Below are 23,447 nucleotides of genomic sequence, written 5' to 3' on the forward strand. Positions count from 1 at the left end.
CGCTCCGTCAAAAAATCCCCGACAAAAATCCTTGCGATGATATGTTGTAACTTTGGGCGTGGCGTGCCACATGGCACAGCAGAATGACGACTCTGACCCTATCTCCCACCGTACGGTGGATCGAACAGCGTTTCGACAATATGGCGATCGGCCTGTCCGGGCTGTGCGTGGTGCATTGCATCGCGAGTTCGGTGTTTATCGCGCTGGCTTCGACGGCGGGCGGGTTGCTGCTCAACCCGTTGTTTCATGAGGTTGGCCTGACGATTGCGATTGGTTTCGGCGTGCTGGCGCTGGGCCGCGGCATCTTCACGCACGGTTATATGATCCCGGCGGTGGTCGGTTCGGCCGGGCTCGGCACGATGGCGGGGGCAATTTCGCTGCCGCATGACGGATCGGGCATGGAGACGGTGTGGACGCTGATCGGCGTCGCCATTCTCGCGCTCGGCCATGATCTGAACCGGCGCGCGGCCAACTGACCGCTTGAGTCGCGCCGTTGCGGCTTGGGTCGACAACGCTTATCTGACCCGCATGGCAACGCATCACCATACCGAACCGCAGGGCGCGGATCTTGCCGTCGCGGCGCAGGCGACGCTCGAGCGCTCGGGCGAGCAATGGACCGCGATGCGCGCCAACATCTTTCGGGCGCTGGCCGGATTCGACAAGCCGGCCTCTGCCTATGACATTGCCGAGGCCGTTTCCAAGGCCGAAGGGCGGCGGATCGCGGCCAATAGCGTGTACCGCATCCTGGATTTATTCGTCGGCAAGAACCTGGCGCGGCGGGTGGAAAGCTCCAACGCTTATATCGCCAATGCCCATCCCGGCTGCCTGCACGACTGCATCTTCCTGGTATGCGACACCTGCGGGCAGACGGTGCATCTGGACGATGACCGGATCACCAATGGCGTGCGCTCGGCGGCCGAGGCTGCCGGGTTTTCGCCGGTTCGCCCGGTGATCGAAGTGCGCGGAAAATGCGCGGATTGCGACTAGGCGCGTTCCGGCGGGTTTGGGCAAAACGGCGTGTGTCCGATATCGTCAGACCAGATCCTTGCCCATCCTAAGCCCCGGCACGGGGGGATCGGTATCCGCCATTGTGGGCACGCGCTCGATCTGGTGATAGCCGCACGCCCGGTACAGCGGTTCCCCGCCCAGCGTCGCCATCATTTCCAGACGGCGAAACCCCGCGGCACGGGCGGCTTCCTCGCATAGCGTCAGCACCATCCGGCCAATGCCGCGGCGGATGAAATCGGGGTCGGTATACATGGCGCGAATCCGCGCCGGCTCGGTCGCCGGGTCGAGCAAGCGGGCATCGCGGCGGATCGCGCTGGCATCGCCGCCATAGAGCGTCGCACGATAACTCCAGCCGCCGCACCCCGCGATCGTGTCGCCTTCGGTGACGACGAAATAGGTGCGGTCTGCGATCAACTGCGTGTCCAACCCCATGCTGACCCGGCTTGCCGCGACTTGCGCCGGGGTCAGAAATGCCGACTGCAGCGCGTCGATCGCACGATCCATGACCGTACGGATTGCCGGGATGTCGGCCTCGGTGGCAAGGCGATGGGTCAATTGCGGCATGGTTAGACTGTGATGCGCAGATGCACCGCTCGTCAAGAATTTGCCGAGCGCGATCCAGGCAATCGACAGGCACGGGCCACGGCGCTAAGTTGGGGGGATGGTTGACGCTCTCCAAACGCCGTTGCTCGATACGGTTCATTATCCTGCCGATCTCCGGGCGCTTGCGCCCACCCAGCTCCGCCAGCTCGCCGACGAGCTCCGGCAGGAGACGATTGCGGCGGTCGGCGTCACCGGGGGGCACCTCGGTTCCGGGCTCGGCGTGGTCGAGCTGACGGTTGCGATCCACTATGTGTTCGACACGCCCAACGACCGACTCGTGTGGGATGTCGGCCACCAATGCTACCCGCACAAGATCCTGACCGGGCGGCGCGACCGCATCCGCACGCTGCGCATGGGCGGTGGCCTCAGCGGCTTCACCAAGCGCAGCGAGAGCGAATACGATCCGTTTGGCGCGGCGCACAGCTCGACCTCGATCTCGGCCTCGCTCGGCTTTGCGGTCGCCAACAAGATTGCGGGCAAGCCCGGCAAGGGCATTGCGGTCATCGGCGACGGCGCGATGTCGGCGGGCATGGCCTATGAGGCGATGAACAATGCCGCCCAGGCGGGCAACCGGCTGGTCGTCATCCTCAACGACAATGACATGTCAATCGCGCCGCCGGTCGGCGGGCTGTCGGCCTATCTCAGCCGGATCGTGTCGAGCCGCGAGTTTCTGGGCCTGCGCGATCTGGCGCGCAAAGTCGCCAAGCGGCTGCCCAAGCCGATCGCCACCGGCATGCGCAAGACCGAGGAGTTCGCGCGCGGCATGGCGATGGGCGGCACGCTGTTCGAGGAACTGGGCTTTTATTATGTCGGCCCGATCGACGGCCACAATCTCGACCAGCTCATCCCCGTGCTCGAAAATGTCCGCGATGCCGAGGAAGGGCCGATCCTCGTCCATGTCGTGACCAAGAAGGGCAAGGGCTATGCGCCTGCCGAAGCCGCAGCCGACAAATATCACGGCGTCCAGAAGTTCGACGTCATCACCGGCGCGCAGGCCAAGGCCCCGCCGGGACCGCCGCAATATCAGAATGTGTTCGGCGCGCAGCTGAGCAAGGAAGCCGAGAGCGATCCGCTGATCTGCGCGATCACGGCGGCGATGCCCTCGGGCACCGGGCTCGACGGTTTCTCCAAGGCGCATCCGGAACGCTTCTTCGACGTCGGCATTGCCGAGCAGCACGCCGTCACCTTCGCCGCCGGCCTCGCCGCGCAGGGAATGCGGCCGTTCTGCGCGATCTATTCGACCTTCCTGCAGCGCGCCTATGACCAGGTCGTCCACGACGTCTGCATCCAGAACCTGCCGGTGCGCTTCGCGATCGATCGCGCCGGGCTGGTCGGGGCCGATGGCGCGACGCATGCCGGGTCGTTCGACGTGACCTATATGGCGTCGCTGCCCAATATGGTGGTGATGGCCCCGGCCGACGAAGCCGAACTGGTGCACATGACGCACACTGCCGTGCTGCACGACAGCGGGCCGATCGCGTTGCGCTATCCGCGCGGCAACGGCACTGGCGTGGCGCTGCCCGAGGTGGCCGAGCGGCTCGAGATCGGCAAGGGCCGCATCGTCCGCCAGGGGCATAAGGTGGCGATCCTGTCGCTCGGCACGCGGCTGGGCGAGGCATTGCGCGCGGCCGAGGCGCTGGAGGCGCGGGGCCTGTCGACCACCGTCGCCGATTTGCGCTTCGCCAAGCCGCTCGACGAGGACTTGATCCGCAAGCTGCTGACCACGCATGAAGTGGCGGTGACGATCGAGGAAGCCTCGGTCGGCGGGCTCGGCGCGCATGTGCTGACGTTCGCAAGCGACTCCGGCCTGATCGACGCGGGCCTCAAGCTGCGCACCATGCGCTTGCCCGACCTGTTCCAGGATCAGGACAAGCCCGAGGTGCAATATGCCCAGGCAGGGCTCGACGCCGATGCGATCGTCGATACGGTGCTGAAGGCGCTGCGTCACAATTCGAACGCAGTAGTGGAGGGCGCGCGGGCCTGAGGGGGAAGGGGCTCGCCCCCTCCCCTCGATACTTGGCGCTGGTCATAAGCGGCGACCCTCGTCCCATCGAAACCCCCGCCGTTCTCGAAAGACCCGCGCATGTGCTTTTCGGCCACCGCCAGCTTTACCGCCGCCGGGGTGCTGGCCACGGTCGGCGTGGCGACATTGCGCCATGTGCGTGAGCCGCGCGCGCTGCTATTCGCTTGTGTCCCGCTGCTGTTTTCCGCGCACCAGTTTTCCGAAGGCATGGTGTGGCTCGCGCTTGAGGGGCGGCTGGGCCCCTATGCACTCGATCATGCGGTGTTCCTGTTCACGCTCTACGCAATCGGCATCCTGCCGCTGCTGATGCCAGTCGCGGTGCTGCTGATGGAGCCTCCGGGATGGCGGCGCATTGCGATTTTGGGGACGGTTGCGGTCGGCGCGGTGGTGTTCGCTTGGGACATGTCGGGTCTTGTCGTCGCGCCGACCTGCGCCGTCATCGAGCAGCATTCGATCCGGTACACCAACCCGATCACCAGCCAATTGTGGGTGTCGCTGCTTTACATCTTGGCGACGTGTGGGGCGCTGCTGCTGTCCACCCACCGCGTGGTGCGGACCTATGGTGCGCTCAACGTGATCGGGCTGACGATCGTGCATCTGGTGAAGGGGTATGCCTTCGCCTCGGTGTGGTGCTTTTACGCCGCGGTGCTGAGCGTGGTGCTGTACCGCCAGTTCAACCGGCAGGACATCGATATCAAAACGCCCAACGGCACGACACCGGGTTTGCGGCCGTTCCTTCTGTCGTGGCTGCGCGGCTGAGGGGAGCGGTCGCGCCCCACCGTCCCTGTCGCGGGGCCTATATCTTGGTATAGTCGGCACGAATGGGGTCACCGCTATTGCGGTTGCGCGTTATGGTGGCTTCGCCCAGTCGAGAAAGGGGACGCAATGAGCACGCCCGATACACGCGCCCCGCAGATGTTTCCCGTGCTCAATGCCGCGCAGATCGCGACGGCGCGGCGCTTTGCCAGCGGCCCCGAACGCCACTTCGCGCCGGGCGAGCAAGTCTATGCGATCGGCGAACAGGATGCTCCGGCATGGCTGGTGCTGGAGGGATCGATCGACGTCGTCCGGCGCGATGGCTTGAACCATGAAGCGCCGGTTACGACTCATAATGCGGGGCAGTTTACCGGCGAGGTCAATCAACTGGCCGGGCGTGGCTCGATTGCTGCGGGTCACGCCGGGCCGAACGGCTGTGTGGCGCTGCCTTTCGATCCGGCGCATCTGCGCGCGTTGATGGTCGGGTCGGCCGATGTGGGCGAGATCGTCATGCGCGCGCTCATTCTCCGTCGCGTCGCGCTGATCGAGCAAGGCGGGGCGGGGACGATCCTGATCGGCGTGCCGAACAGCGCGGACGTCATCCGCCTCCAGGGCTTCCTGACGCGCAGCGGCTACCCCAATAAAGTGCTCGACGCGGCCGCCGATGCCGAGGGGAAGGCGCTGATCGAACGCATCGGAGTTTTGCCCGAAGACCTCCCGCTCGTGGTTTGCCCGAGCGGAGAGGTGTTGCGCAATCCGAGCAACCTGCAAGTGGCCACGTGCGTCGGCATGACACCCAAGCTCGATCCCGCGAAGATTTATGACGTGGCGATCGTCGGTGCCGGTCCGGCGGGATTGGCAGCGGCTGTCTACGCCGCATCGGAAGGCCTGTCGGTCATCGTTCTCGACGAACGTGCAATGGGCGGCCAGGCTGGCGCATCGTCGCGCATCGAGAATTATCTTGGCTTCCCCACGGGTATTTCGGGGCAAGCCTTGGCTGGTCGTGCCTTCAATCAGGCAGTGAAATTCGGCGCGGAAATCGCGGTGCCGCTGGGGGTGAAGGCGCTCGATTGCACCGCCGAGCGGATCGCGCTCGACCTGGTCGGCGGGCAGCAATTGCTGGCACGCGCAATCGTCGTCGCGTCGGGCGCGCGGTATCGACGGCCGGCAATCGCCAACCTCGCCGAGTTCGAGGGGCGGGGTATTTCCTATTGGGCCTCCCCGATCGAGGCCCGGCTTTGTGCAGGCGAAGAGGTCGCGCTGGTCGGCGGTGGCAATTCAGCCGGGCAGGCGATCGTATTTCTGGCACCCCAGGTGCGACATCTGCATCTTATTGTGCGGCGCAGCCTTTCCGAAACCATGTCGCAATATTTGATCGACCGGATCGCCGCGTTGCCGAACGTGCAGATCCATGTCGGCAGCGAGGTCGTCGCGCTGGAGGGCGATCCTGCGACCGGGCTTGAGTCGGCGGAGTTCCGAAATTTAGCCGACGGGACATCCCGTCGCCTGGCGTTGCACCACTTGTTCCTCTTCATTGGTGCCGACCCAAATACCGACTGGCTGAAAGACTGCGTCGACACCGACGACAAGGGCTTCATTGTAACGGGCGGCGGTGCCCGGTCGCTGGAAACCAGCCTGCCCGGTGTGTTTGCCATTGGCGACGTCCGCGCCGGCTCGACCAAACGCGTGGCTGCGGCGGTTGGCGAGGGGGCCGCCGTCGTCGCGCAGATTCACGCCCTTCTCGCCGAACGATCGACCACGGAGACCGTATGACATCCTGCCGTCACAGCATCACGATCAACGAAGTCACGCCCAGCGCGCGGGGGTGTGAGGAATGCCTGAAGATCGGAAGCGTCTGGCTCCACTTGCGCTTGTGCCGTTCGTGCGGACATGTCGGGTGTTGCGATCAGTCGCCGCATCGACACGCACGCGCACATTTCAATGCGACCCAGCACCCCATCATCGAAGGCTATGATCCGCCCGAGGGCTGGGGGGTGGTGTTACGTCGACCAGGAGGAAATCGATTTGCCCGACCAAACGCCGCAACGGGGCCCGATTCCGCGTTATTATTGAGCGACCGAGTGAGCATGGGCAATCGCCTCGCTGGCGTCGGAACAGCGCGGTTGCGCCTCGCGCGTTTCCATTGCCCGGCGGGTTCTGCGTATTAGTCCCAATGCCGATCTCTGGCGGTGAGCGGTATCGTGGCCCCGGTATCGATACCTACGGAGGCTGGCATGAAGACCATATTGCTGCTGCTGCACGACGATGGTGGCCAGGAGGCGCGCTTGCAGGCTGCGCTGGACCTGACACGCACCTTGGAAGGGCATCTGGTATGCCTGGACGTGACGATCATGCCGACCATGGTGGTTTCCGATGCGCTGGGCGATGCGGGTTTTGGCATGTTGCTGCAGGAGGAAAGGCAGCGCGAGAGCGCCAACCGCGAGAAACTGGAGGCCCGACTCGTTCATGAGGATGTGAGCTGGGACTGGCGCGATGCAACCGGCGAAGTGGCCCCGTGCCTGCGCGATGAAACCGCGCTTGCCGATCTCATTGTCGTCAATCGCCAGTTGGAGGCTTGCCCGGTGCCCGACATGCGGGCGCTGGCGGGCGACCTGGTGGTAAAGACCCACATCCCGGTGCTGGCCGTGCCGGAGGATTTGAGTCGGCTCGATCTCGACCGGGCGCTGATCGCCTGGGATGGCTCTACCGCGTCGGCGGCAGCACTGCGGGCGGCGGTGGCGCTCCTGCGCCATGCCGAACGCGTGACGATCATCGCGATCGGCGACGAGTCCGACCGACTCCCCGCCGAAGCGGCTGCGGCCTATCTCTCTCGCTATGGCATTCACGCAGAGGTCGAACATGTCGCGCTGGACGGGGCAAAGGTCGGCGATGTGCTGTTTGAACGGGTGTCGAGCGGGCACTTCGGCTATGTGGTGATGGGCGGGTTCGGCCATCACCGTGTTGCCGAGGCCCTGTTTGGTGGAGTTACCAGGATGATGCTGACGAAAAGCCCCGTGCCGATTTTCCTGGCGCACTGAACGATCTTGGGGATGTTCTTGTTCGTCCGCTTCGCTGCGGCCCTTTCGGTCGCGGCGAGCGTCCCGGTTGCCAGCGCGACACTCCAACAACCGGTGCCGCCCGCTGCGGCGCAGGCACCGCGCTGGTCGGCCGGCGATCTTGCCGCGCTCGTCCAGGAAATCGGGCGGTCGACGCAGGAAGGGTTGAGTCCCGAGCGCTACGGCGCGACGGCGTTGCAACGCGCGATCGACCAGCGCGCGCCAGATTTGGAGGCGGAGGCCAGCCGCGCCGCACTGCTCCTCGCGCATGATTATGCGGAAGGTGCGGCATCCGCCGATGCACGCAAGGGCTGGGAGATCGCACGCGATCCGATCGACCTGGACCTGTGGCTGCGCGAGGCGCTCGCGCGGCACGATGTGGCCGGGGCGTTGCAAGCGCTGCTGCCGCGGTCGTCGGGCTATGCCGCATTGCGCGCCGCGCTGCCGGCTTGCGACACCCCGGCGCATTGCACGACATTGAAGGTCAACCTCGAACGCTGGCGCTGGTTGCCGCGCGCGCTGGGTGCCCACTACCTTTGGGCCAATCCGGCAGCGTATCGACTCGATCTGATCGAGGGGGACCGCGTCATCCAGAGCCACCGCATTATCGTTGGCAAGCCGACCACGCCGACCCCCGTGTTTGCCACGTTGGTGACCGGGGTGACCGCCAATCCGTGGTGGAATGTGCCGAGCAGCATCGTGTCGGAAAGCGTGGGTGCGATGGTGCGCAATCGTCCGGCTCAGGCCGCACGGCTTGGCTATGTCGCCACGCGCGGCGCGGGTGGTCGATTGCAAGTGCGGCAGCGACCGGGGCCGCTCAACGCGCTTGGCCAAGTCAAGATCGAGATGCCCAACGCTTATAGCATCTTCCTGCACGACACGCCGTCAAAGGGGCTGTTCGAGCAGGAGCGGCGGGCATTCTCGCACGGATGTATGCGGACCGAACACCCTGACGTGCTGGCGCGCACGCTGCTCGCACCGGAGACCGCGCGGAGCTTCGACCAATATCTGGCGCAGGGCACCAATCATACGTTTGCGCTCGATCGCCCGGTGCCCGTCTACATCGTCTATTTCACCGCAGTGGCCGATCCGGCGGCAACAAGTGGCGTGGCGTATCTTGACGACGTTTACGGCCGCGATGCCGGGCTGGCGAAAGCAGCCTGAGTCTTTCACTCCAGGGCAACGATCCACGTACTCTTCCCGATAGAGCGGATCGGCGTCGCTGTTACCCTCCAGCCGATGAAGACCTCACCGCCTATTCCAGCGCCCGCGCCGGGCGAGCAGACAGAGACACTGGCGTTTCTCTCGTCGGGTGCCGCCTTTGGTCTCGCAAGTCCGCCCCGCCGGATCGACACCCATGCTGCGATCGTGTTTCTGTGCCCTGATCGCGCGTGGAAGCTGAAGCGCGCCGTGCGCTTGCCCTATCTCGATTTCTCGACACCGGCTCTGCGCGAACGCGCACTGGCGGCGGAACTGGCACTCAACCGCCGCACCGCTCCGATGCTGTATCGTGCGCTCCATCCTGTCCGGCGCGGCAAAACGGGGCAGTTGTCGATCGGCGGGGCGGGCGAGACGGTCGACTGGCTGCTCGAAATGACGCGGTTTCCCGACGGCGCATTGCTCGACGAGATGGCGGCGACGGCAGAGATCGACGATGCGCTGCTGCTGCGGCTGGCGGATCGCGTTCAACGCTTCCACGCCACGGAACCGATCGTCCGGACCGCGACAGCGGCAGAAGGCTTTCGCACCGTCGTCGAAGCGGCGCTGGATCGCCTGGGCGAGTTTTCGACGATCCTTGATGAAGCGCAGGTCGCCCGGCTGGGCGACGATCTGCGGAGACGGGTGGAGGAACTCGCGCCGCTGCTCGATGCGCGCGCAGTGGCGGGGCGGGTGCGGCATGTCCATGGCGATTTGCACCTCGCCAATATCGCGGTGCTCGATGGTGAGCCGACGTTATTCGACTGTCTCGAATTTGATGCCGAACTCGCCACCACCGACGTCCTTTACGATCTCGCCTTTCTGTTGATGGATTTGTGGCACCGCGGGCTGCGGCGCGCGGCGAACATCGTGTTCAACCGCTACGTCGACCTTTCGCCGGAGGATGAAGGGGGCGTTGCACTGCTGCCCGTTTTCCTGGCGACGCGCGCGGTTATTCGCGCGCATGTCGCCGCGACTCGCAGCACGCAGGCCGGCCGGGATAGCGCGCAGGACCGTGACGCGCGTGGCTATCTTGCCTTGGCGACGGAGTTGATCGCGCCGGTGCCGCCTTCGCTGGTCGCGATCGGAGGATTGTCGGGGACTGGAAAGTCGAGTGTCGCACGCGGTCTAGGTGGAGAGATCGGTCGCGCACCGGGCGCCCGTATCCTGCGCACCGACGTGCTGCGAAAGCGCAGTGCGGGCGTCATGCCTGAAATGGGGTTGCCGCCCGCTTATTATGGGCCCGATACGACGGAGCAGGTCTATCGTCTGCTCGATCGGCTGGCCGCTGCGGCGTTGGCGCAGGGGAGTGCGGTCATCGTCGATGCAACCTTTGCCTCGCGCGATCAGCGCAATGCGATCGAGATCGTGGGGAGACGCGGTCGCGTGGCTTTTACCGGTATCTGGCTGGAGACCGATCTCCACCACCGTCTGGCGCGGGTCGTGGGGAGGCTGCATGATGCCTCGGACGCAAATGCGGCGGTCGTTCGCGGGCAAGCGGCGAAGGCCGTTGGACCGCTCGGCGACTGGCACCGTGTTGCGGCAGATGGCGCGCTCGATGACGTCTTGCGCGCCGTGCGCGCGTTGGTGCGCAGCGCCTGATGACAGATGCCGCGGCCTATACCTGCTTGTTGGCTGTCCGGCGGCGCGGATGGCCGACTGCGACGCCGCCGGACAGCCGTGCGACCCACGGGTAGCGTTGGGCAACCTCCTCGGTATAGCCGAGGTTGAACACGGTCGGGCTTTTCGTGGGTCGGTCGCACGCGTATAGAGCGTCCCGAACAGGCGATCCCACAGGAAATTGGTGATGCCGAAATTGCCATCCTCATCGTGGAAATGATGTTCGACGTGACGTACCTTCATCGTCGCCAGCCATTTGATCCGCGGCTTGTACGCAAGATGCTGGATGCAGTGGAAAAATTCGTAGAAGCAGGTGCAGAGCAGTCCGGTTGCGAACCCCGCTGCCGCGCCGCCGATCCCGCCGATCAGATAGCCGGGCAGGGCGGCAACCACGAGCAGCGTCGGCAGCGTGGTGTAGAGCGCGCCAAACAGCACCTCGAGATGATTGGGGTCGACATGATGGTCGTAGTGGATCCGCTTCCAGGTGGAGGCCAGAAACGGCACCTTGAACATCCAGTGGCAATGCAGCACCCAGCGGTGCAGCACGTACCAGATCAGCGGATAGGCAAACAGGATCAGTGCGACCGTCGCGACCGTCGGCAATGGTGCGGCGGGGTGCCACACGAACAGGCCGATCGAAAGCGCGGTCAGCGCCAGATAGGCGACGATGGTGTAATGCTGGAAATAGGCGACCACCAATTCGCGGAAGGTCATCCGGTCCAGATAATGCGACCGTGTCCAGAAGGTGCCGTTTTGGCCCGTGCGTGCGGTGTTCACTCGATGTCTGCCCGATCGTTCCGATTGGGGGCGAGCGATAGCGGTGGGGCAGGCGGCGGCGTTTGACCGCCATCAAATCGGCGATGGCCGCCGCCTCTAGGTAAAAATCCCAATATTCTAATGGGGTGGGGTGGCCGATCTGTGCGCCGTCGCGGGCCGACGCTTCCGGCGATCAGAGGATATTCCATGCCATTCGCAACGACCAATCCGTTTACGGGTGAAACCCTCAAGACCTTCCCGACTGCAACCGACGCCCAGGTGGTCGAAGCGATTGGCGCGGCGCACCAGGCGTTTCGGTCCTGGCGCGAGACGAGTTTTGCCGAACGCGCGCGGATCATGACCAATGCGGCGGCGATCCTGCGGCGCGACAGTGCGTCGCTGGCCGCGATCCTGACGCTGGAAATGGGCAAATTGCTGAGCGAGGCGAAGGCTGAGGTCGAATTGTCCGCCGCGATTTTCGACTATTATGCCCGCCATGCCGAAGCCTTGTTGCAGCCCGAGCGGCTCCCCGTTGCCGACCCGGCCGAGGGCGAGGCGATGCTGGTGTACGAGCCGCTGGGCGTGTTGCTGTGCGTCGAGCCGTGGAATTTCCCTTACTATCAGATCGCGCGCATCATCGCGCCGCAGCTTTCGGCGGGCAACACGATGCTGCTGAAACACGCCTCCAACGTGCCGCAGAGCGCCGCCGCTTTCGAAGCGTTGATGCTCGAGGCCGGGCTGCCCAAGGGCGCGTTCATCAACCTGTATGTCGACCATAAGCAAATCGAGCTGATCCTGAACGACCCGCGCGTGCAGGGCGTGGCGCTGACCGGCTCGGAAGCCGCTGGCGCAAGCGTGGCGGCCGCAGCGGGCAAGGCGCTGAAAAAGTCCACAATGGAACTGGGCGGTGCCGATGCCTTCGTCGTGCTGGCCGACGCCGATCTGGAAAAGACCACAAAATGGGCGGTGTTCGGTCGCCACTGGAATGGCGGGCAAGTGTGCGTGTCGTCCAAGCGCATGATTATCGTCGATCCGGTCTATGATGCCTTTCTGGAGGGCTACACCAAGGGTGTCGCCGCGTTGCGCATGGGCGATCCATTCGACCCCGAAACCACGCTTGCCCCCCTGTCGTCGCAGAGTGCCGCAGATGACCTGAAGGCGATGATCCGCAAGGCGGTCGAACATGGGGCCACCGCTACGGAAGTCGGGCCGGAAGCGCCCAATCACGGTGCGTTCGTGCGACCGACGATCCTGACCGACATCGGTGAGGACAATCCGGCGCGCTATTGGGAGTTCTTCGGTCCGGTCTCGATGCTGTTCCGGGCGAAGGACGAGGCGGATGCGATCCGCATCGCCAACGATTCGCCGTTCGGCCTCGGTGGCTCGGTGTTCACCAGTGACCCGGCGCATGGCGCGGAGGTCGCCAAGAAGATCTCGACCGGCATGGTGTTCGTCAACCATCCGACGATGGTCAAGGCCGACCTGCCCTTCGGTGGCGTCCGCCGCTCGGGTTATGGGCGCGAGCTGCTCGACCTCGGTCTCAAGGAATTCGTCAATCACAAGCTGATCGACGTCGTCGATATCGACGCCCCGTTCTGACGCCCCCCCTTAGAGTTCCCCCGAAAAGGAAGCAGATCATGCAAAAGACCATGAAAGCCGCCGTTGTCCGCGAGTTCGGCAAGCCGCTGGTGATCGAGGAGGTCACGGTGCCGATGCCGGGGCCGGGCCAGATCCTCGTCAAGATCGCGGCGACCGGTGTGTGTCACACCGATCTTCATGCCGCCGAGGGCGACTGGCCGGTCAAGCCCAACCCGCCCTTCATTCCCGGGCATGAGGCGTCGGCCACGTCGTCGCGGTTGGCAGCGGCGTCACCCATGTCAAGGAAGGCGACCGCGTCGGCGTGCCATGGCTGTACAGCGCGTGCGGGCATTGCGTGCATTGCCTGGGCGGCTGGGAAACGCTGTGCGAGACGCAGCAGAATACCGGCTATTCGGTCAATGGCAGCTTTGCCGAATATGTGCTGGCCGACCCCAATTATGTCGGCCATCTCCCCGACAATATCGGGTTCGTCGATATCTCGCCCGTGCTGTGCGCCGGGGTGACGGTTTATAAGGGCCTTAAGGTCACCGATACCAAGCCGGGCGACTGGGTGGCGATTTCGGGCATTGGCGGGCTCGGCCATATGGCGGTGCAATATGCCAAGGCGATGGGGTTGAACGTCGTCGCGGTCGACGTTGACGATGCCAAGCTGAAGCTGGCCGAGGAACTCGGCGCGAGCCTGACGGTCAATGCGCGCGACGCCGATCCGGCGGCGTTCATCAAGAAGGAGATCGGCGGCGCGCAGGGCGTGCTGGTCACCGCCGTCAGCCCGATCGCGTTCAAACAGGCGATGGGCATGGTGCGGCGCGGCGGCACGGTGTCGCTCAACGGCTTGCCGCCGGGCGAATTCCCGATGTCGATCTTCGATACGGTGCTCAATGGCATCACCGTACGCGGGTCGATCGTGGGGACGCGGCTCGATCTCCAGGAATCGCTCGATTTCGCCGCAGCGGGCAAGGTGCGGGCAACGGTGACGACCGACACGCTGGAGAACATCAACGATGTGTTCGGCCGGATGCACCGCGGCGAGATCGAGGGCCGCGTGGTGATCGATTTCGAAAATCCTCCGGTCGCGGCGAATGCGACGGCTGCGGCCGCCCTGGTGTCAGCGGCCTGACACGCGGTTCAGTCGATGGATCATGGACGAGGCCGGGCCTATGCCCGGCCTCGTTTGATTCGTGCGGCTGCGCGGCCACCACCGATGCCGCCGAACCGCGTGACTCTACGTACATCCGCCGTTCAGAATCCGCAGTAGCGGTTTGACGAAGGTCAAGGGCCGCGTCGGCTGACGTGGCCATTGGCAAGCTGTAGTGGCTGCGGAGGCGCGAATGGACGGAATCGTGATGAGGGCGGTGGCCTGGCTCTTGGTGGCCTTCGCGGCGGTGGGAATGTCCGCCTGCGCGATCGACCAGGCTTTGCCATCCAGATGGGAATCGTCGCGCTGGCGGCATTTATCGCTGCGTTCTACGCGATGCGTCGCGTTGGCAATCCCGCGATTGCTGCGGACGGGTCCTTGCCCGCCCCGCGCGATCGCTATGATGACGAGGTCATCCGCTGGGGCGTGATCGCCACGGTGTTCTGGGCGATCGTCGGCCTGCTGGTCGGCGTGGTCATCGCCTCGCAGCTCGCCTTCCCGCTGCTCAACCTCCATTCGGAATATACCACCTTCGGGCGTTTGCGGCCGCTGCACACATCGGCGGTGATCTTCGCCTTTGGTGGCAACGCGCTGATCGCGACGAGTTATTATGTCGTCCAGCGCACCTGCCGCGCGCGCCTGGCCTTCCCCTGGCTCGCACGCTTCGTGTTCTGGGGCTACCAGCTGTTCATCGTGCTTGCGGCGACGGGCTATCTGCTCGGCATCACCGAGGGCCGCGAATATGCCGAGCCCGAATGGTATGTCGACATCTGGCTGACGATCGTCTGGGTCTCCTACCTCGCGGTCTATGTCGGCACGATCGTGCGCCGCTCCGAACCGCATATCTATGTCGCCAACTGGTTCTATCTCGGCTTCATCATCACCGTCGCGATGCTCCACCTCGTCAACAATGTGACGATGCCGGTGTCGTTCTTCGGCTCCAAATCCTATTCGGCCTTTGCCGGCGTGCAGGACGCGCTGACGCAGTGGTGGTACGGCCATAACGCGGTCGGCTTCTTCCTGACGGCCGGCTTCCTCGGCATGATGTACTATTTCGTGCCCAAGCAAGCCGAGCGGCCGATCTACAGCTACCGGCTGTCGATCATCCACTTCTGGTCGCTGATCTTCCTCTACATCTGGGCCGGGCCGCACCACCTGCACTATACCGCGCTGCCCGACTGGGCGCAGACGTTGGGCGAAGTGTTCTCGGTGATGCTGTGGATGCCGAGCTGGGGCGGCATGATCAACGGCCTGATGACGCTCAACGGCGCATGGGACAAGATCCGCACCGATCCGATCATCCGCATGATGGTGTTCGCGCTCGCCTTCTACGGCATGGCCACCTTCGAAGGGCCGATGATGTCGATCAAGGAGGTCAATTCGCTCAGCCACTATACCGACTGGACGATCGGCCATGTCCATTCCGCCGCGCTTGGCTGGAACGGGATGATCACCTTCGGTGCGCTGTATTACATGACGCCGCGTTTGTGGGGCCGCACCCGGCTCTATTCGCTGCGGATGGTGAACTGGCACTTCTGGTGCGCCACGCTCGGCATCGTGCTCTACGCCTCGTCGATGTGGGTGGCGGGCATCATGCAGGGGCTGATGTGGCGCGAATATGGAAGCGACGGCTATCTCGTCTATTCCTTCGCCGAAGTCGTCCAGGCGATGCACCCTTATTATCTGATCCGCACGACGGGTGGGCTGCTTTACCTCACCGGTGCGCTGATCATGGCCTGGAACATCTGGATGACGATTGCGGGCAAGCTCCGCGACGAAGCCCCGATGTCGTCCCCGGCCTTCGATCCGGCGCGCGACCGTCCGCTCCAGCACGTCCCAGCAGAATAAGGGCGCGACCATGGCAAATCTTCTCAACCGCCACAAAGTGATCGAGCGCAACGTCACGTTGCTCGCCGTGTTCGCTTTCCTCACCGTCGCCATCGGCGGCATCGTCGAGATCGCTCCCCTGTTCTGGATCGACTCGACGGTGACCAAGGTGGAGGGCGTGCGGCCCTATACCCCGCTCGAACTCGCCGGGCGCGACATCTACATCCGCGAGGGATGTTATGGCTGCCACAGCCAGATGATCCGCCCGTTCCGCGACGAGACCGAACGCTACGGCCATTACAGCCTGGCCGCCGAGAGCATGTACGATCACCCGTTCCAATGGGGATCGAAGCGCACCGGGCCGGATCTGGCGCGGGTCGGCGGCCGCTATTCGGATGAATGGCACGTCCAGCATCTGAAGGACCCGCGCGCGGTGGTGCCGGAATCGATCATGCCGCCTTATGCCTTCCTCGCGGATCGCGATCTCGATGTCAGCCACATTGGCGATCACCTGGTCGCGTTGCGCCGGGTCGGGGTGCCGTACACCAATGAGGAAATCGCCAAAGCGGCCGACGACGTCACCACGCAGGCGACGGGCGAAGGCGACACGGCGGGTCTCGTCAAGCGCTATCCCAAGGCGCAAGCGCGCGATTTCGACGGCAAGCCCGGACGCGTGACCGAGATGGATGCGCTGGTCGCCTATTTGCAGGGCCTTGGCACACAGGTCGATTTCAAGTCGGCCGCGCCGCGGGAGCAAGCGCGATGACAACCTACGATCTGCTGCGGGAATTCGCCGACAGTTGGGGGCTGATCCTGATGGGGGTCGCGTTCCTGACCTTCACCGGCTGGACCTTCCTGCGTTCGGTCGCCGCCGAGCATGAACGGGCGGCAAACAGCATCTTCGAACAAGAGGACGAAGTGGATGGCTGACGAAAAGCGCATCGACGAGCCCACCGGCACCAGCTTTGTCGGGCATGAATGGGACGGGATCGAGGAACTCGACACCCCGATGCCACGCTGGTGGCTATACACCTTCTACGCCTGCATTGCCTTCGCGGCGGTGATGGTCGTGCTCTATCCGGCGATCCCGATGTTGCACAGCGCGACGACCGGGGTGCTCGGCTGGTCGAGCCATGGCGATCTCGCCAAGGAAATGGCGGCGGATCATGCGCGTCGCGCGCCGGTGATGCGCGCGCTGGCGCAAACGCCGATCGAAAAAATCCCGGACGATCCCAAATTGCTGCGCGCGGCGCAGGAGGGCGGGCATTCGGCGTTCAAGGTTTATTGCACGCAGTGCCACGGCGCGGGGGCCGCCGGGGCCAAGGGCTATCCCAACCTGAATGACGATGATTGGCTATGGGGTGGTGATTTGAAGACCATCCAGCAAACGCTGCTGCACGGTGTCCGCCAACCCGGCGACGAGGAAACCCGCATGTCGCAAATGCCGGCCTTCGGCCGCGACGGAATCCTCAAGCCTGACGAAGTGCAGGACGTGGTCTCCTATGTCCGTGTGCTGTCGAAGCAGGAGCGGGCGACCGCATCGTCGAAGCGGGGGTGGGGCATTGTTTTCCGCCAATTGCGTGGTGTGTCATGGGGATGCGGGCAAGGGAACCCGTGCGATGGGCGCGCCCAATCTGACTGACGGCATCTGGCTCTACGGCGGGGACCGCGACACGATCACCGAGACGGTGACCAACGCCCGTTACGGCATCATGCCGGCCTGGGGCGCGCGGCTTGATCCGGTGACGATCAAGATGCTGGCAATCTATGTCCACTCGCTGGGCGGCGGCGAAAAGACGCCGGTGGATCCCGCTCCGGAGCCTGCGGCGGCACCGGCGGTCGCGGCCCGCTGATGGTCCATCCGCGGGACTTGACCGGTGACGGCCAACAGTTTTTCGAGGCGCGCCGCAAGGTGTTCCCGAAGGCCGTGGACGGTCCGTTCCGGCGCTTGAAATGGGCAATCATGCTGATCGCGCTGGCGATCTACTACGTCACGCCGTGGTTGCGCTGGAACCGCGGCCCCTATGCGCCGGATCAGGCCGTGTTGGTCGATCTGGCGCATCGGCGCTTCTACATGTTCTCGATCGAGATCTGGCCGCACGAATTCTATTATGTCGCGGGCTTGCTGATCATGGCCGGGATCGGGCTGTTCCTGGTACCTCGGCGGTGGGGCGGGCGTGGTGCGGGTACGCGTGCCCGCAAACCGTGTGGACCGACCTGTTCGTGCATGTCGAGCGCGCGATTGACGGGGACCGCAACGCGCAAATCAAGCTGCAGCGCGCGCCCTGGGGGCCGGCCAAGGTCGCGCGGCGGATTGCCAAGCACACGATCTGCTGGTGATCGGTGCGCTGACGGGCGGTGCGTGGATTTTCTATTTTGCCGACGCGCCGACGCTTGGCCAGGCCTTCGTGCAGGGAAGCGCGCCCTTCGTTGCCTATGCCACCGTGGGGGTATTGACCGCCACCACCTATATCTTCGGTGGCCTGATGCGGGAGCAGGTGTGCATCTACATGTGCCCGTGGCCGCGCATCCAGAGCGCGATGCTCGATGAGAAATCGCTGACGGTGACGTACAAGGCGTGGCGGGGCGAGCCGCGCTCCCACGGGCTGAAACGCGCCGAGCCGCTGGCACAGATGGACTCGGCGACGCCGTCGCTGGTCGCGCTGCTCGAACATCCCGAACTGGCGGACCGGGTCGGGGATTGTATCGACTGCAACGCTTGCGTCGCGGTGTGCCCGACTGGAATTGATATTCGCGAAGGGGCGCAGATCGGCTGCATTACCTGCGGACTATGCATCGACGCGTGCGACGGCATGATGGCCAAGGTCGGACGGCCTCCACGGCTGATCGGCTATACCACCGACCTCGACGCCCGGCGGGCTCGGGCGGGGGAGGCGGCGGTGCCCGCGCTCAAGCGCTTGTTCCGGCCGCGCACGCTTGTCTATTTCGGTGCCTGGGCGGGGATCGGCCTGGCGATGCTGTTCGCGCTGGGCAATCGTGAGCGGATCGGCATTGGCGTGCTGCAGACGCGCAATCCGCAATGGGTACGCTTGTCGGACGGCAGCATTCGCAATGGCTATACCGTCAAGGTCCGCAACATGGAGGAGCGGCCACGCTCCGTCGAAATCGCGATCGATGGTGTTCCGGGCGCGGTGCTGTGGACCGAGGCGTCTGGCCGCGGTGGTGCCGCGCGAAGCGTGCACGTCAACGTCGCGCCCGATCAGGTCGCGCAAGTGCCGGTGTTCGTTACCGCGCCCGGTGCGGGTCCGGCGCGTTCCGACCTTGGCTTCACCGTCCGCGCGCTGGATGCTGAAGGTGGAACCGCGCGCGACAGCAGCTTTTTCGAACGTCCGGAGCAAACGCCATGACCCGTCCCTTCACTGGTTGGCACATGACCGGTATTGTCGTCGCGATGTTCGGCCTTGTCATTGCGGTCAACGTGCTGATGGCGAGCTATGCCATCGGCACCTTTGGCGGAACGGTGGTCGACAACAGCTATGTCGCCAGCCAGCGCTTTAACGACTGGCTGGCCGAAGCGCGGGCGCAGCGCGCGCTCAAGTGGAATGTCGATGCTACGGTCGATGGTGACCGCGTGGTGATCGTCACCGCGCTCGCGCCGCATGGCCCGCTCTCCGATGCTGTGGTCACGGTGCGCGCAACGCATCCGCTTGGCCGGATGCCCGAGCGGGATTTGGCCTTCCGCTCGGTCGGCAACGGTCGGTTCGTGTCGACGACGGCGCTCCCGGCGGGGCGCTGGCTGTTGCGCGTCGATGTCCGCCGCGGTGCCGACGATGCGCGCTTCGACGACGAGATTCCGGCATGAGTGCCGCAGCGCCGCTCGAAACATCGATCTTCACGGTCGACGGGCTGCGCTGCGCGGGCTGTATCGCCAAGCTAGAAAAGGGCCTGCCGGAGATTTCGGGCGTCGCGTCGGCCCGGGTCAATTTCACCAGCAAGCGCGTCCGGATCGAGCACGCCGCCAACGTTGCCGACGACGATCTGCAGGCCGCGATCGGGCGGCTGGGTTTTTCGGCGCAACCCTTTGTCGGGGAAAGCGAAGCCTCGGCCAATCGCGAAAGCCGCATGTTGATGACCGCGCTGGCGGTCGCCGGGTTCGCGGCGATGAATGTCATGCTGCTGTCGGTGTCGATCTGGTCGGGCGCGGATGGCGCGACGCGGACGCTGTTCCACTGGCTCTCGGCGGCGATCGCGCTGCCGGCGGTCGCTTATGCGGGGCGGCCCTTTTTCAAAAGCGCATGGGGTGCGCTGCGGCATGGGCGCACGAACATGGACGTGCCGATTTCGATCGGCGTCGTCCTGACGCTGTCGATGAGCCTGTACGAAACCGTCATCGGCGGCGCGCACGCCTATTTCGACGGCGTGACGATGCTGCTATTTTTCCTGCTCGCCGGGCGCTTTCTCGACAGTGCGATGCGCGTGCGGGCAGCGGACGGGGTGGCGGCGCTGATGCGACGCGTGCCAAGCGAAGTGCTGGTACGGCGGCCCGATGGCAGCACCGAACAGCGCCTTGCCGCCGAACTCGCGCCGGGCATGCGGCTGCTGATCGCGGCGGGCGAACGGATCGGGGCCGATGGCGTGGTCGAGGCCGGGCGCAGCAGTGTCGACCGCTCGCTGGTGACGGGCGAGAGCGTCCCGGAGGTGGTCGCCGTTGGCGACACTGTGTTGGCGGGGACGATCAACCTCAGCGGCCCGTTGACCGTGCGCGTGACGGCGGCGGGCGAGGCGACGATCGTCGCCGATATCGCGCGGCTGATGGAGACCGCGACGCAGGGCAAGTCGCGCTACGTGCGCATCGCCGATCGCGCGTCGCAATTATATGCGCCGGCGGTGCATACGCTGGCGGCACTGAGCCTGGTCGGCTGGCTGATCGCGGGGGCGGGCCTGCACCAGGCGCTGACGATCGCGGTCGCTGTGCTGATCATCACCTGCCCGTGTGCGCTGGGGCTGGCAGTGCCGATTGCCCAAGTCGTGGCAGCGGGCGCGCTGATGCGTGCCGGGGTTCTGCTCAAGGACGGATCGGCGTTGGAGCGGCTGGCGGCCGCCGATACCGTGCTACTCGACAAGACCGGCACCGTTACGCTCGGCCACGTCGTGCCACTGGGCGGGATGCCCACCTGCGAGCAAGAACGCGGCGTATTGCTGGCGCTCGCCGAGGCGAGCCGGCACCCGCTGGCGGTGGCGCTGAGCGATGCGCTCGCACGCGATAGCGTGGTCGCCGCCGCCGTAACCGATCTGGTCGAGCATCCGGGGCTGGGCGTGGAGGCACGGCTCGGAGACGCGGTCGTGCGATTGGGGCGACTCGACTGGGTGGGGTCGCTCGTGAATAGTGCAGCCATGGCGACCGCATTTCGCATCGGCACTGGCCCGGCCCACGTGATGACGTTCGGGGATGCCTTGCGGCCCGATGCGCTCGCCGCGATCGATCGTCTCCGCGCAGAAGGGTTCGCGCCCCGCTTATTGTCGGGCGATTCGGCGGCGGTGGTCGAGACGATCGGCGATACGCTCGGTATTCACAGTAGCGCGCGGATGGACCCTGCCGACAAATGCCGCATCGTCGATGATTTTGCGGCCCGCGGGCGCAAGGTGCTGATGGTCGGCGACGGACTGAACGATGGTCCGGCGATGAAGCGTGCGTTCGTCAGCATGGCCCCGTCTTCGGGCACGGACGTCAGCCAGCTTGTCGCCGATCTGGTCTTCTTTGGCGAAAAATTGATGCCGGTGCCGATCGCCGTCGCCGCCGCGCGCCGGACGATGCGGGTCGTGCGGCAGAATTTCGCGCTGGCGATTGGTTATAATGTGCTGGCGGTGCCGCTGGCGATCGCCGGGCAAGTGACACCGTTGATCGCCGCGCTCGCCATGTCGGGATCGTCGCTGATCGTGGTCGCCAATGCGCTGCGTTTGCGCGGGGTCGCGCGATGACCGGGCTGGTGGTTCTGATTCCGGTGGCGCTGGCGTTGGGGCTGGCGGGGCTGGCGGCGTTCTTCTGGGCGGCGCGCTCGGGGCAGTTCGAGGATCTCGACGGGGCCGCGCTGCGCATCCTAATCGACGAGGAGGATCAGCCCGTGCTTGCCAAGGCTGTCGATCCGGTACCTCCCCATGCTTGATCGGGGTCAAACACCGGGCGCGGTGAATCGGCGTACAGAGACGCTCATGCCCTGTTTCACCCCTTGCCATTCTACGCGGTCTTCGCGGGGCGGTGCGGCCTTGGCGTTGGTCGCGTTGCTGGGGCTGGCGAATGCCACGGTGGCGCAGGCGGGGGGGCCGGGCGATAGCATCACCGCGGCGATCTGCGGCGGGCATGGCACCGTGACGATTCCGCTCGGACGTTCGGGCGAGCCACCCGGCCAGCGGCGCGACTGTCCGACCGGCTGCCACGCGATGTGCAGCCGCAGGACGGCGGCCGATCTGATCGACGACGGCGAGGGTGACTGAGCACGGCATCGGGACAATTACGTACAGGCGTGGGGCGCTGTTCCTGTGATAGCAGGGACATGGGGACGCTCACCAACAGATGCGCGGAATGCGACGTTCGCGACATGGGCCTTTGCGGCGCGGCGGATATCGACGAACTGTCATCATTGAGCGCGATCGGCCGACGGCGCGCGGTCGCGGCGGGGCAGGTGCTCACCTGGGCGGGCGACGACAATGTGGTATGCGCGAACGTCGTGTCGGGCATCCTCAAGGTCACCGCCTCCACCTCTGATGGTCGCGAACAGATTGTCGGCCTTGTGTTTGGCGGCGATTTTGTCGGGCAGCTTTTCGAAGAAACGTCGTCGCTGACGGTCACCGCACTCGTCGATAGCGATCTGTGCGTCTATCCGCGCGAGCGCTTCGAGCGTGTGGTGGCCGAGGTGTCGGCGATCGAACGAACCTTGTTGCGCCGCACGGTCGCGTCGCTGAACGAGGCGCGCGAGCGAATGCTGACGCTGGGCAAGCGTGGCGCGCAGGAGCGCGTTGCCGGTTTTCTGCTCGATCTGGTGGATCGGACCGGGGTGCGGTCCGCCGACGGATCGCTCAGCATCGATGTGCCGGTCAGCCGGGGCGATATGGCGGATTTCCTCGGGCTGACCATCGAAACCGTCAGTCGTCAATTGACGCGACTGAAGGTGCTGGGTGCAGTCACGCTCGCGCGGGGTGGGCGAGCGATCGTCGTCAGCGACCGTGCCGCGCTGGAGGCGCTTGCCAATCCCGATTGAGCGTGCGGTGAGACGTTGATCGCGATGAAAGGGCCGCCTTTGTGGATTTTAGGCGCGGCGGTGGATAGGCTTGCGTTTTCCCCTCTGGCCTTGCGGGACCATGACGCTGCCCAAACCCGGTCCTTCTCCCGAATTGCGCGAGGCCCGGCGGTTGCTCGGCGTCGATCCGGTCGCTGCGGTGGAATATGCGCGGCGGGCCGTGGCGGTGGAACCGCAATCGTTTGAAACGCGCTTTCTGCTTGGCGCGGCGTTGCGGCGGAGCGGGGAAATCTCTGCGGCTTGCGCGGTGCTGGCACCGCTGGCGACGGTGCGGCCCGCTGCGTGGGGCTTGCACTACGAATATGGAACGGCCTTGGCGGCGCTCGGCCGGTCCGATCTCGCCATCGCCGCGCTGGAACGCGCGACCAGCGCCAATCCGCAATCGTCGCTCGCCTGGCATGCGCTGGGGGACCAGCTCGCGCTGCGCAACCGCGCCGACGCTGCGGTCGCAGCGCAGATGCGCGTGGTGCCGGGCTATGTCGGCGATGCCGCGCTCGCCGATGTCGCGAGTGCGCTCTTCGCGCGCGAGGACCCGCGCGCTCGCGCGGCGCTGTGGACGCGCTTCGGGCTGGACCTGAACGATGTCGCGGCTGTCCGTCTGTTAGCGATAT

General features: G+C 65.2%; 20 protein-coding genes and 4 pseudogenes. 22 read left to right on the forward strand and 2 right to left on the reverse strand.

The window, feature by feature from the left end; genetic code table 11:
- Positions 1 to 83 precede the first annotated feature (83 nt).
- Positions 84 to 476 (forward strand): MerC domain-containing protein, encoded by a 393-nt coding sequence (locus tag NW75_RS03285; protein ID WP_052192120.1) that lies wholly within the window; start codon positions 84 to 86, stop codon positions 474 to 476.
- A gap of 52 nt (positions 477 to 528) precedes the next feature.
- Positions 529 to 987 (forward strand): Fur family transcriptional regulator, encoded by a 459-nt coding sequence (locus NW75_RS03290; protein WP_033963766.1) that lies wholly within the window; start codon positions 529 to 531, stop codon positions 985 to 987.
- 45 nt (positions 988 to 1,032) lie between these two features.
- Here NW75_RS03290 and NW75_RS03295 read toward each other — a convergent pair whose 3' ends face one another.
- Positions 1,033 to 1,572, reverse strand: coding sequence for a GNAT family N-acetyltransferase (locus tag NW75_RS03295; protein WP_033963708.1), 540 nt, complete (start codon positions 1,570 to 1,572; stop codon positions 1,033 to 1,035).
- Between the two features lie 97 nt (positions 1,573 to 1,669).
- Here NW75_RS03295 and dxs point away from each other — a divergent pair, with 97 nt between their 5' ends.
- From dxs to NW75_RS03325, 7 genes are all read left to right on the forward strand, one after another.
- Entirely contained in the window at positions 1,670 to 3,595 is a 1,926-nt protein-coding gene (dxs, locus tag NW75_RS03300) for a 1-deoxy-D-xylulose-5-phosphate synthase (protein ID WP_033963710.1), read from the forward strand.
- A gap of 99 nt (positions 3,596 to 3,694) precedes the next feature.
- Positions 3,695 to 4,393: a DUF6629 family protein gene (locus NW75_RS03305; protein ID WP_033963711.1), complete on the forward strand. Its 699-nt coding sequence runs from the start codon at positions 3,695 to 3,697 to the stop codon at positions 4,391 to 4,393.
- A 126-nt stretch (positions 4,394 to 4,519) separates the two neighbouring features.
- Complete coding sequence (locus NW75_RS03310) at positions 4,520 to 6,163, forward strand: FAD-dependent oxidoreductase (RefSeq protein WP_033963713.1); 1,644 nt, start codon at positions 4,520 to 4,522, stop codon at positions 6,161 to 6,163.
- A complete protein-coding gene (locus NW75_RS23425) occupies positions 6,160 to 6,558 on the forward strand; it encodes a UBP-type zinc finger domain-containing protein (RefSeq protein WP_231564919.1) in 399 nt (132 codons plus the stop codon). The genes NW75_RS03310 and NW75_RS23425 overlap by 4 nt, the downstream gene beginning before the upstream one ends.
- A gap of 66 nt (positions 6,559 to 6,624) precedes the next feature.
- Positions 6,625 to 7,428, forward strand: a complete 804-nt coding sequence (locus NW75_RS03315; protein WP_033963715.1) for a universal stress protein — start codon at positions 6,625 to 6,627, stop codon at positions 7,426 to 7,428.
- Between the two features lie 12 nt (positions 7,429 to 7,440).
- The gene (locus NW75_RS03320) at positions 7,441 to 8,610 is read left to right on the forward strand and encodes a L,D-transpeptidase family protein (protein ID WP_052192122.1); all 1,170 of its coding nucleotides are present in this window, start codon (positions 7,441 to 7,443) and stop codon (positions 8,608 to 8,610) included.
- 75 nt (positions 8,611 to 8,685) lie between these two features.
- The gene (locus tag NW75_RS03325) at positions 8,686 to 10,245 is read left to right on the forward strand and encodes a bifunctional aminoglycoside phosphotransferase/ATP-binding protein (protein WP_052192125.1); all 1,560 of its coding nucleotides are present in this window, start codon (positions 8,686 to 8,688) and stop codon (positions 10,243 to 10,245) included.
- 16 nt (positions 10,246 to 10,261) lie between these two features.
- Here NW75_RS03325 and NW75_RS03330 read toward each other — a convergent pair.
- Positions 10,262 to 10,977: pseudogene (locus tag NW75_RS03330) on the reverse strand (sterol desaturase family protein).
- Positions 10,978 to 11,226: 249 nt separating this feature from the next.
- Between NW75_RS03330 and NW75_RS03335 the strand changes: the two are divergent.
- The 13 genes and pseudogenes from NW75_RS03335 to NW75_RS03395 form a co-directional block, all read left to right on the forward strand.
- On the forward strand, positions 11,227 to 12,618 hold the full coding sequence (locus tag NW75_RS03335; protein ID WP_033963716.1) for an NAD-dependent succinate-semialdehyde dehydrogenase: 1,392 nt from the start codon (positions 11,227 to 11,229) through the stop codon (positions 12,616 to 12,618).
- A 38-nt stretch (positions 12,619 to 12,656) separates the two neighbouring features.
- Positions 12,657 to 13,735, forward strand: a pseudogene (gene adhP, locus NW75_RS03340) (alcohol dehydrogenase AdhP).
- A 354-nt stretch (positions 13,736 to 14,089) separates the two neighbouring features.
- Complete coding sequence (gene ccoN / locus NW75_RS03345) at positions 14,090 to 15,601, forward strand: cytochrome-c oxidase, cbb3-type subunit I (protein ID WP_443024434.1); 1,512 nt, start codon at positions 14,090 to 14,092, stop codon at positions 15,599 to 15,601.
- 10 nt (positions 15,602 to 15,611) lie between these two features.
- On the forward strand, positions 15,612 to 16,346 hold the full coding sequence (ccoO, locus tag NW75_RS03350) for a cytochrome-c oxidase, cbb3-type subunit II (RefSeq protein WP_033963717.1): 735 nt from the start codon (positions 15,612 to 15,614) through the stop codon (positions 16,344 to 16,346).
- On the forward strand, positions 16,343 to 16,510 hold the full coding sequence (locus tag NW75_RS03355) for a CcoQ/FixQ family Cbb3-type cytochrome c oxidase assembly chaperone (protein WP_033963718.1): 168 nt from the start codon (positions 16,343 to 16,345) through the stop codon (positions 16,508 to 16,510). The genes ccoO and NW75_RS03355 overlap by 4 nt, the downstream gene beginning before the upstream one ends.
- Positions 16,503 to 17,433, forward strand: a pseudogene (ccoP, locus tag NW75_RS03360) (cytochrome-c oxidase, cbb3-type subunit III). The gene NW75_RS03355 and the pseudogene ccoP overlap by 8 nt, the downstream one beginning before the upstream one ends.
- Positions 17,433 to 18,948: pseudogene (gene ccoG, locus NW75_RS03365) on the forward strand (cytochrome c oxidase accessory protein CcoG). Before ccoP ends, ccoG begins: the two co-directional pseudogenes overlap by 1 nt.
- Positions 18,945 to 19,403 (forward strand): FixH family protein, encoded by a 459-nt coding sequence (locus NW75_RS03370; protein WP_033963720.1) that lies wholly within the window; start codon positions 18,945 to 18,947, stop codon positions 19,401 to 19,403. Before ccoG ends, NW75_RS03370 begins: the two are co-directional and overlap by 4 nt.
- Complete coding sequence (locus NW75_RS03375; protein ID WP_033963722.1) at positions 19,400 to 21,520, forward strand: heavy metal translocating P-type ATPase; 2,121 nt, start codon at positions 19,400 to 19,402, stop codon at positions 21,518 to 21,520. Before NW75_RS03370 ends, NW75_RS03375 begins: the two co-directional genes overlap by 4 nt.
- Entirely contained in the window at positions 21,517 to 21,705 is a 189-nt protein-coding gene (ccoS, locus tag NW75_RS03380; RefSeq protein ID WP_033963725.1) for a cbb3-type cytochrome oxidase assembly protein CcoS, read from the forward strand. Before NW75_RS03375 ends, ccoS begins: the two co-directional genes overlap by 4 nt.
- Before the next feature lie 100 nt (positions 21,706 to 21,805).
- A complete protein-coding gene (locus NW75_RS03385) occupies positions 21,806 to 22,033 on the forward strand; it encodes a hypothetical protein (RefSeq protein WP_033963727.1) in 228 nt (75 codons plus the stop codon).
- Positions 22,034 to 22,092: 59 nt separating this feature from the next.
- Positions 22,093 to 22,797, forward strand: coding sequence for a Crp/Fnr family transcriptional regulator (locus NW75_RS03390; RefSeq protein ID WP_033963729.1), 705 nt, complete (start codon positions 22,093 to 22,095; stop codon positions 22,795 to 22,797).
- A gap of 100 nt (positions 22,798 to 22,897) precedes the next feature.
- A partial coding sequence (locus NW75_RS03395) for a tetratricopeptide repeat protein (RefSeq protein WP_033963730.1) occupies positions 22,898 to 23,447 on the forward strand: 550 nt, incomplete at its 3' end.

The sequence above is a fragment of the Sphingomonas sp. Ant H11 genome, assembly GCF_000797515.1.
In the GTDB taxonomy this organism is placed as follows: Bacteria; Pseudomonadota; Alphaproteobacteria; order Sphingomonadales; family Sphingomonadaceae; genus Sphingomonas.

Excerpts from the sequence above, each read along its gene's own strand:
- NW75_RS03290 (WP_033963766.1), top strand. The coding sequence starts at position 529 with ATGGCAACGCATCACCATACCGAACCGCAGGGCGCGGATCTTGCCGTC.
- NW75_RS03310 (WP_033963713.1), top strand. The coding sequence starts at position 4,520 with ATGAGCACGCCCGATACACGCGCCCCGCAGATGTTTCCCGTGCTCAAT.
- NW75_RS03370 (WP_033963720.1), top strand. The coding sequence starts at position 18,945 with ATGACCCGTCCCTTCACTGGTTGGCACATGACCGGTATTGTCGTCGCG.
- NW75_RS03285 (WP_052192120.1), top strand. The coding sequence starts at position 84 with ATGACGACTCTGACCCTATCTCCCACCGTACGGTGGATCGAACAGCGT.
- NW75_RS23425 (WP_231564919.1), top strand. The coding sequence starts at position 6,160 with ATGACATCCTGCCGTCACAGCATCACGATCAACGAAGTCACGCCCAGC.
- NW75_RS03390 (WP_033963729.1), top strand. The coding sequence starts at position 22,093 with ATGGGGACGCTCACCAACAGATGCGCGGAATGCGACGTTCGCGACATG.
- NW75_RS03335 (WP_033963716.1), top strand. The coding sequence starts at position 11,227 with ATGCCATTCGCAACGACCAATCCGTTTACGGGTGAAACCCTCAAGACC.
- ccoN (WP_443024434.1), top strand. The coding sequence starts at position 14,090 with ATGCGTCGCGTTGGCAATCCCGCGATTGCTGCGGACGGGTCCTTGCCC.
- NW75_RS03295 (WP_033963708.1), bottom strand. The coding sequence starts at position 1,572 with ATGCCGCAATTGACCCATCGCCTTGCCACCGAGGCCGACATCCCGGCA.
- NW75_RS03355 (WP_033963718.1), top strand. The coding sequence starts at position 16,343 with ATGACAACCTACGATCTGCTGCGGGAATTCGCCGACAGTTGGGGGCTG.
- NW75_RS03305 (WP_033963711.1), top strand. The coding sequence starts at position 3,695 with ATGTGCTTTTCGGCCACCGCCAGCTTTACCGCCGCCGGGGTGCTGGCC.
- dxs (WP_033963710.1), top strand. The coding sequence starts at position 1,670 with ATGGTTGACGCTCTCCAAACGCCGTTGCTCGATACGGTTCATTATCCT.
- ccoO (WP_033963717.1), top strand. The coding sequence starts at position 15,612 with ATGGCAAATCTTCTCAACCGCCACAAAGTGATCGAGCGCAACGTCACG.
- NW75_RS03325 (WP_052192125.1), top strand. The coding sequence starts at position 8,686 with ATGAAGACCTCACCGCCTATTCCAGCGCCCGCGCCGGGCGAGCAGACA.
- ccoS (WP_033963725.1), top strand. The coding sequence starts at position 21,517 with ATGACCGGGCTGGTGGTTCTGATTCCGGTGGCGCTGGCGTTGGGGCTG.
- NW75_RS03375 (WP_033963722.1), top strand. The coding sequence starts at position 19,400 with ATGAGTGCCGCAGCGCCGCTCGAAACATCGATCTTCACGGTCGACGGG.
- NW75_RS03320 (WP_052192122.1), top strand. The coding sequence starts at position 7,441 with ATGTTCTTGTTCGTCCGCTTCGCTGCGGCCCTTTCGGTCGCGGCGAGC.
- NW75_RS03315 (WP_033963715.1), top strand. The coding sequence starts at position 6,625 with ATGAAGACCATATTGCTGCTGCTGCACGACGATGGTGGCCAGGAGGCG.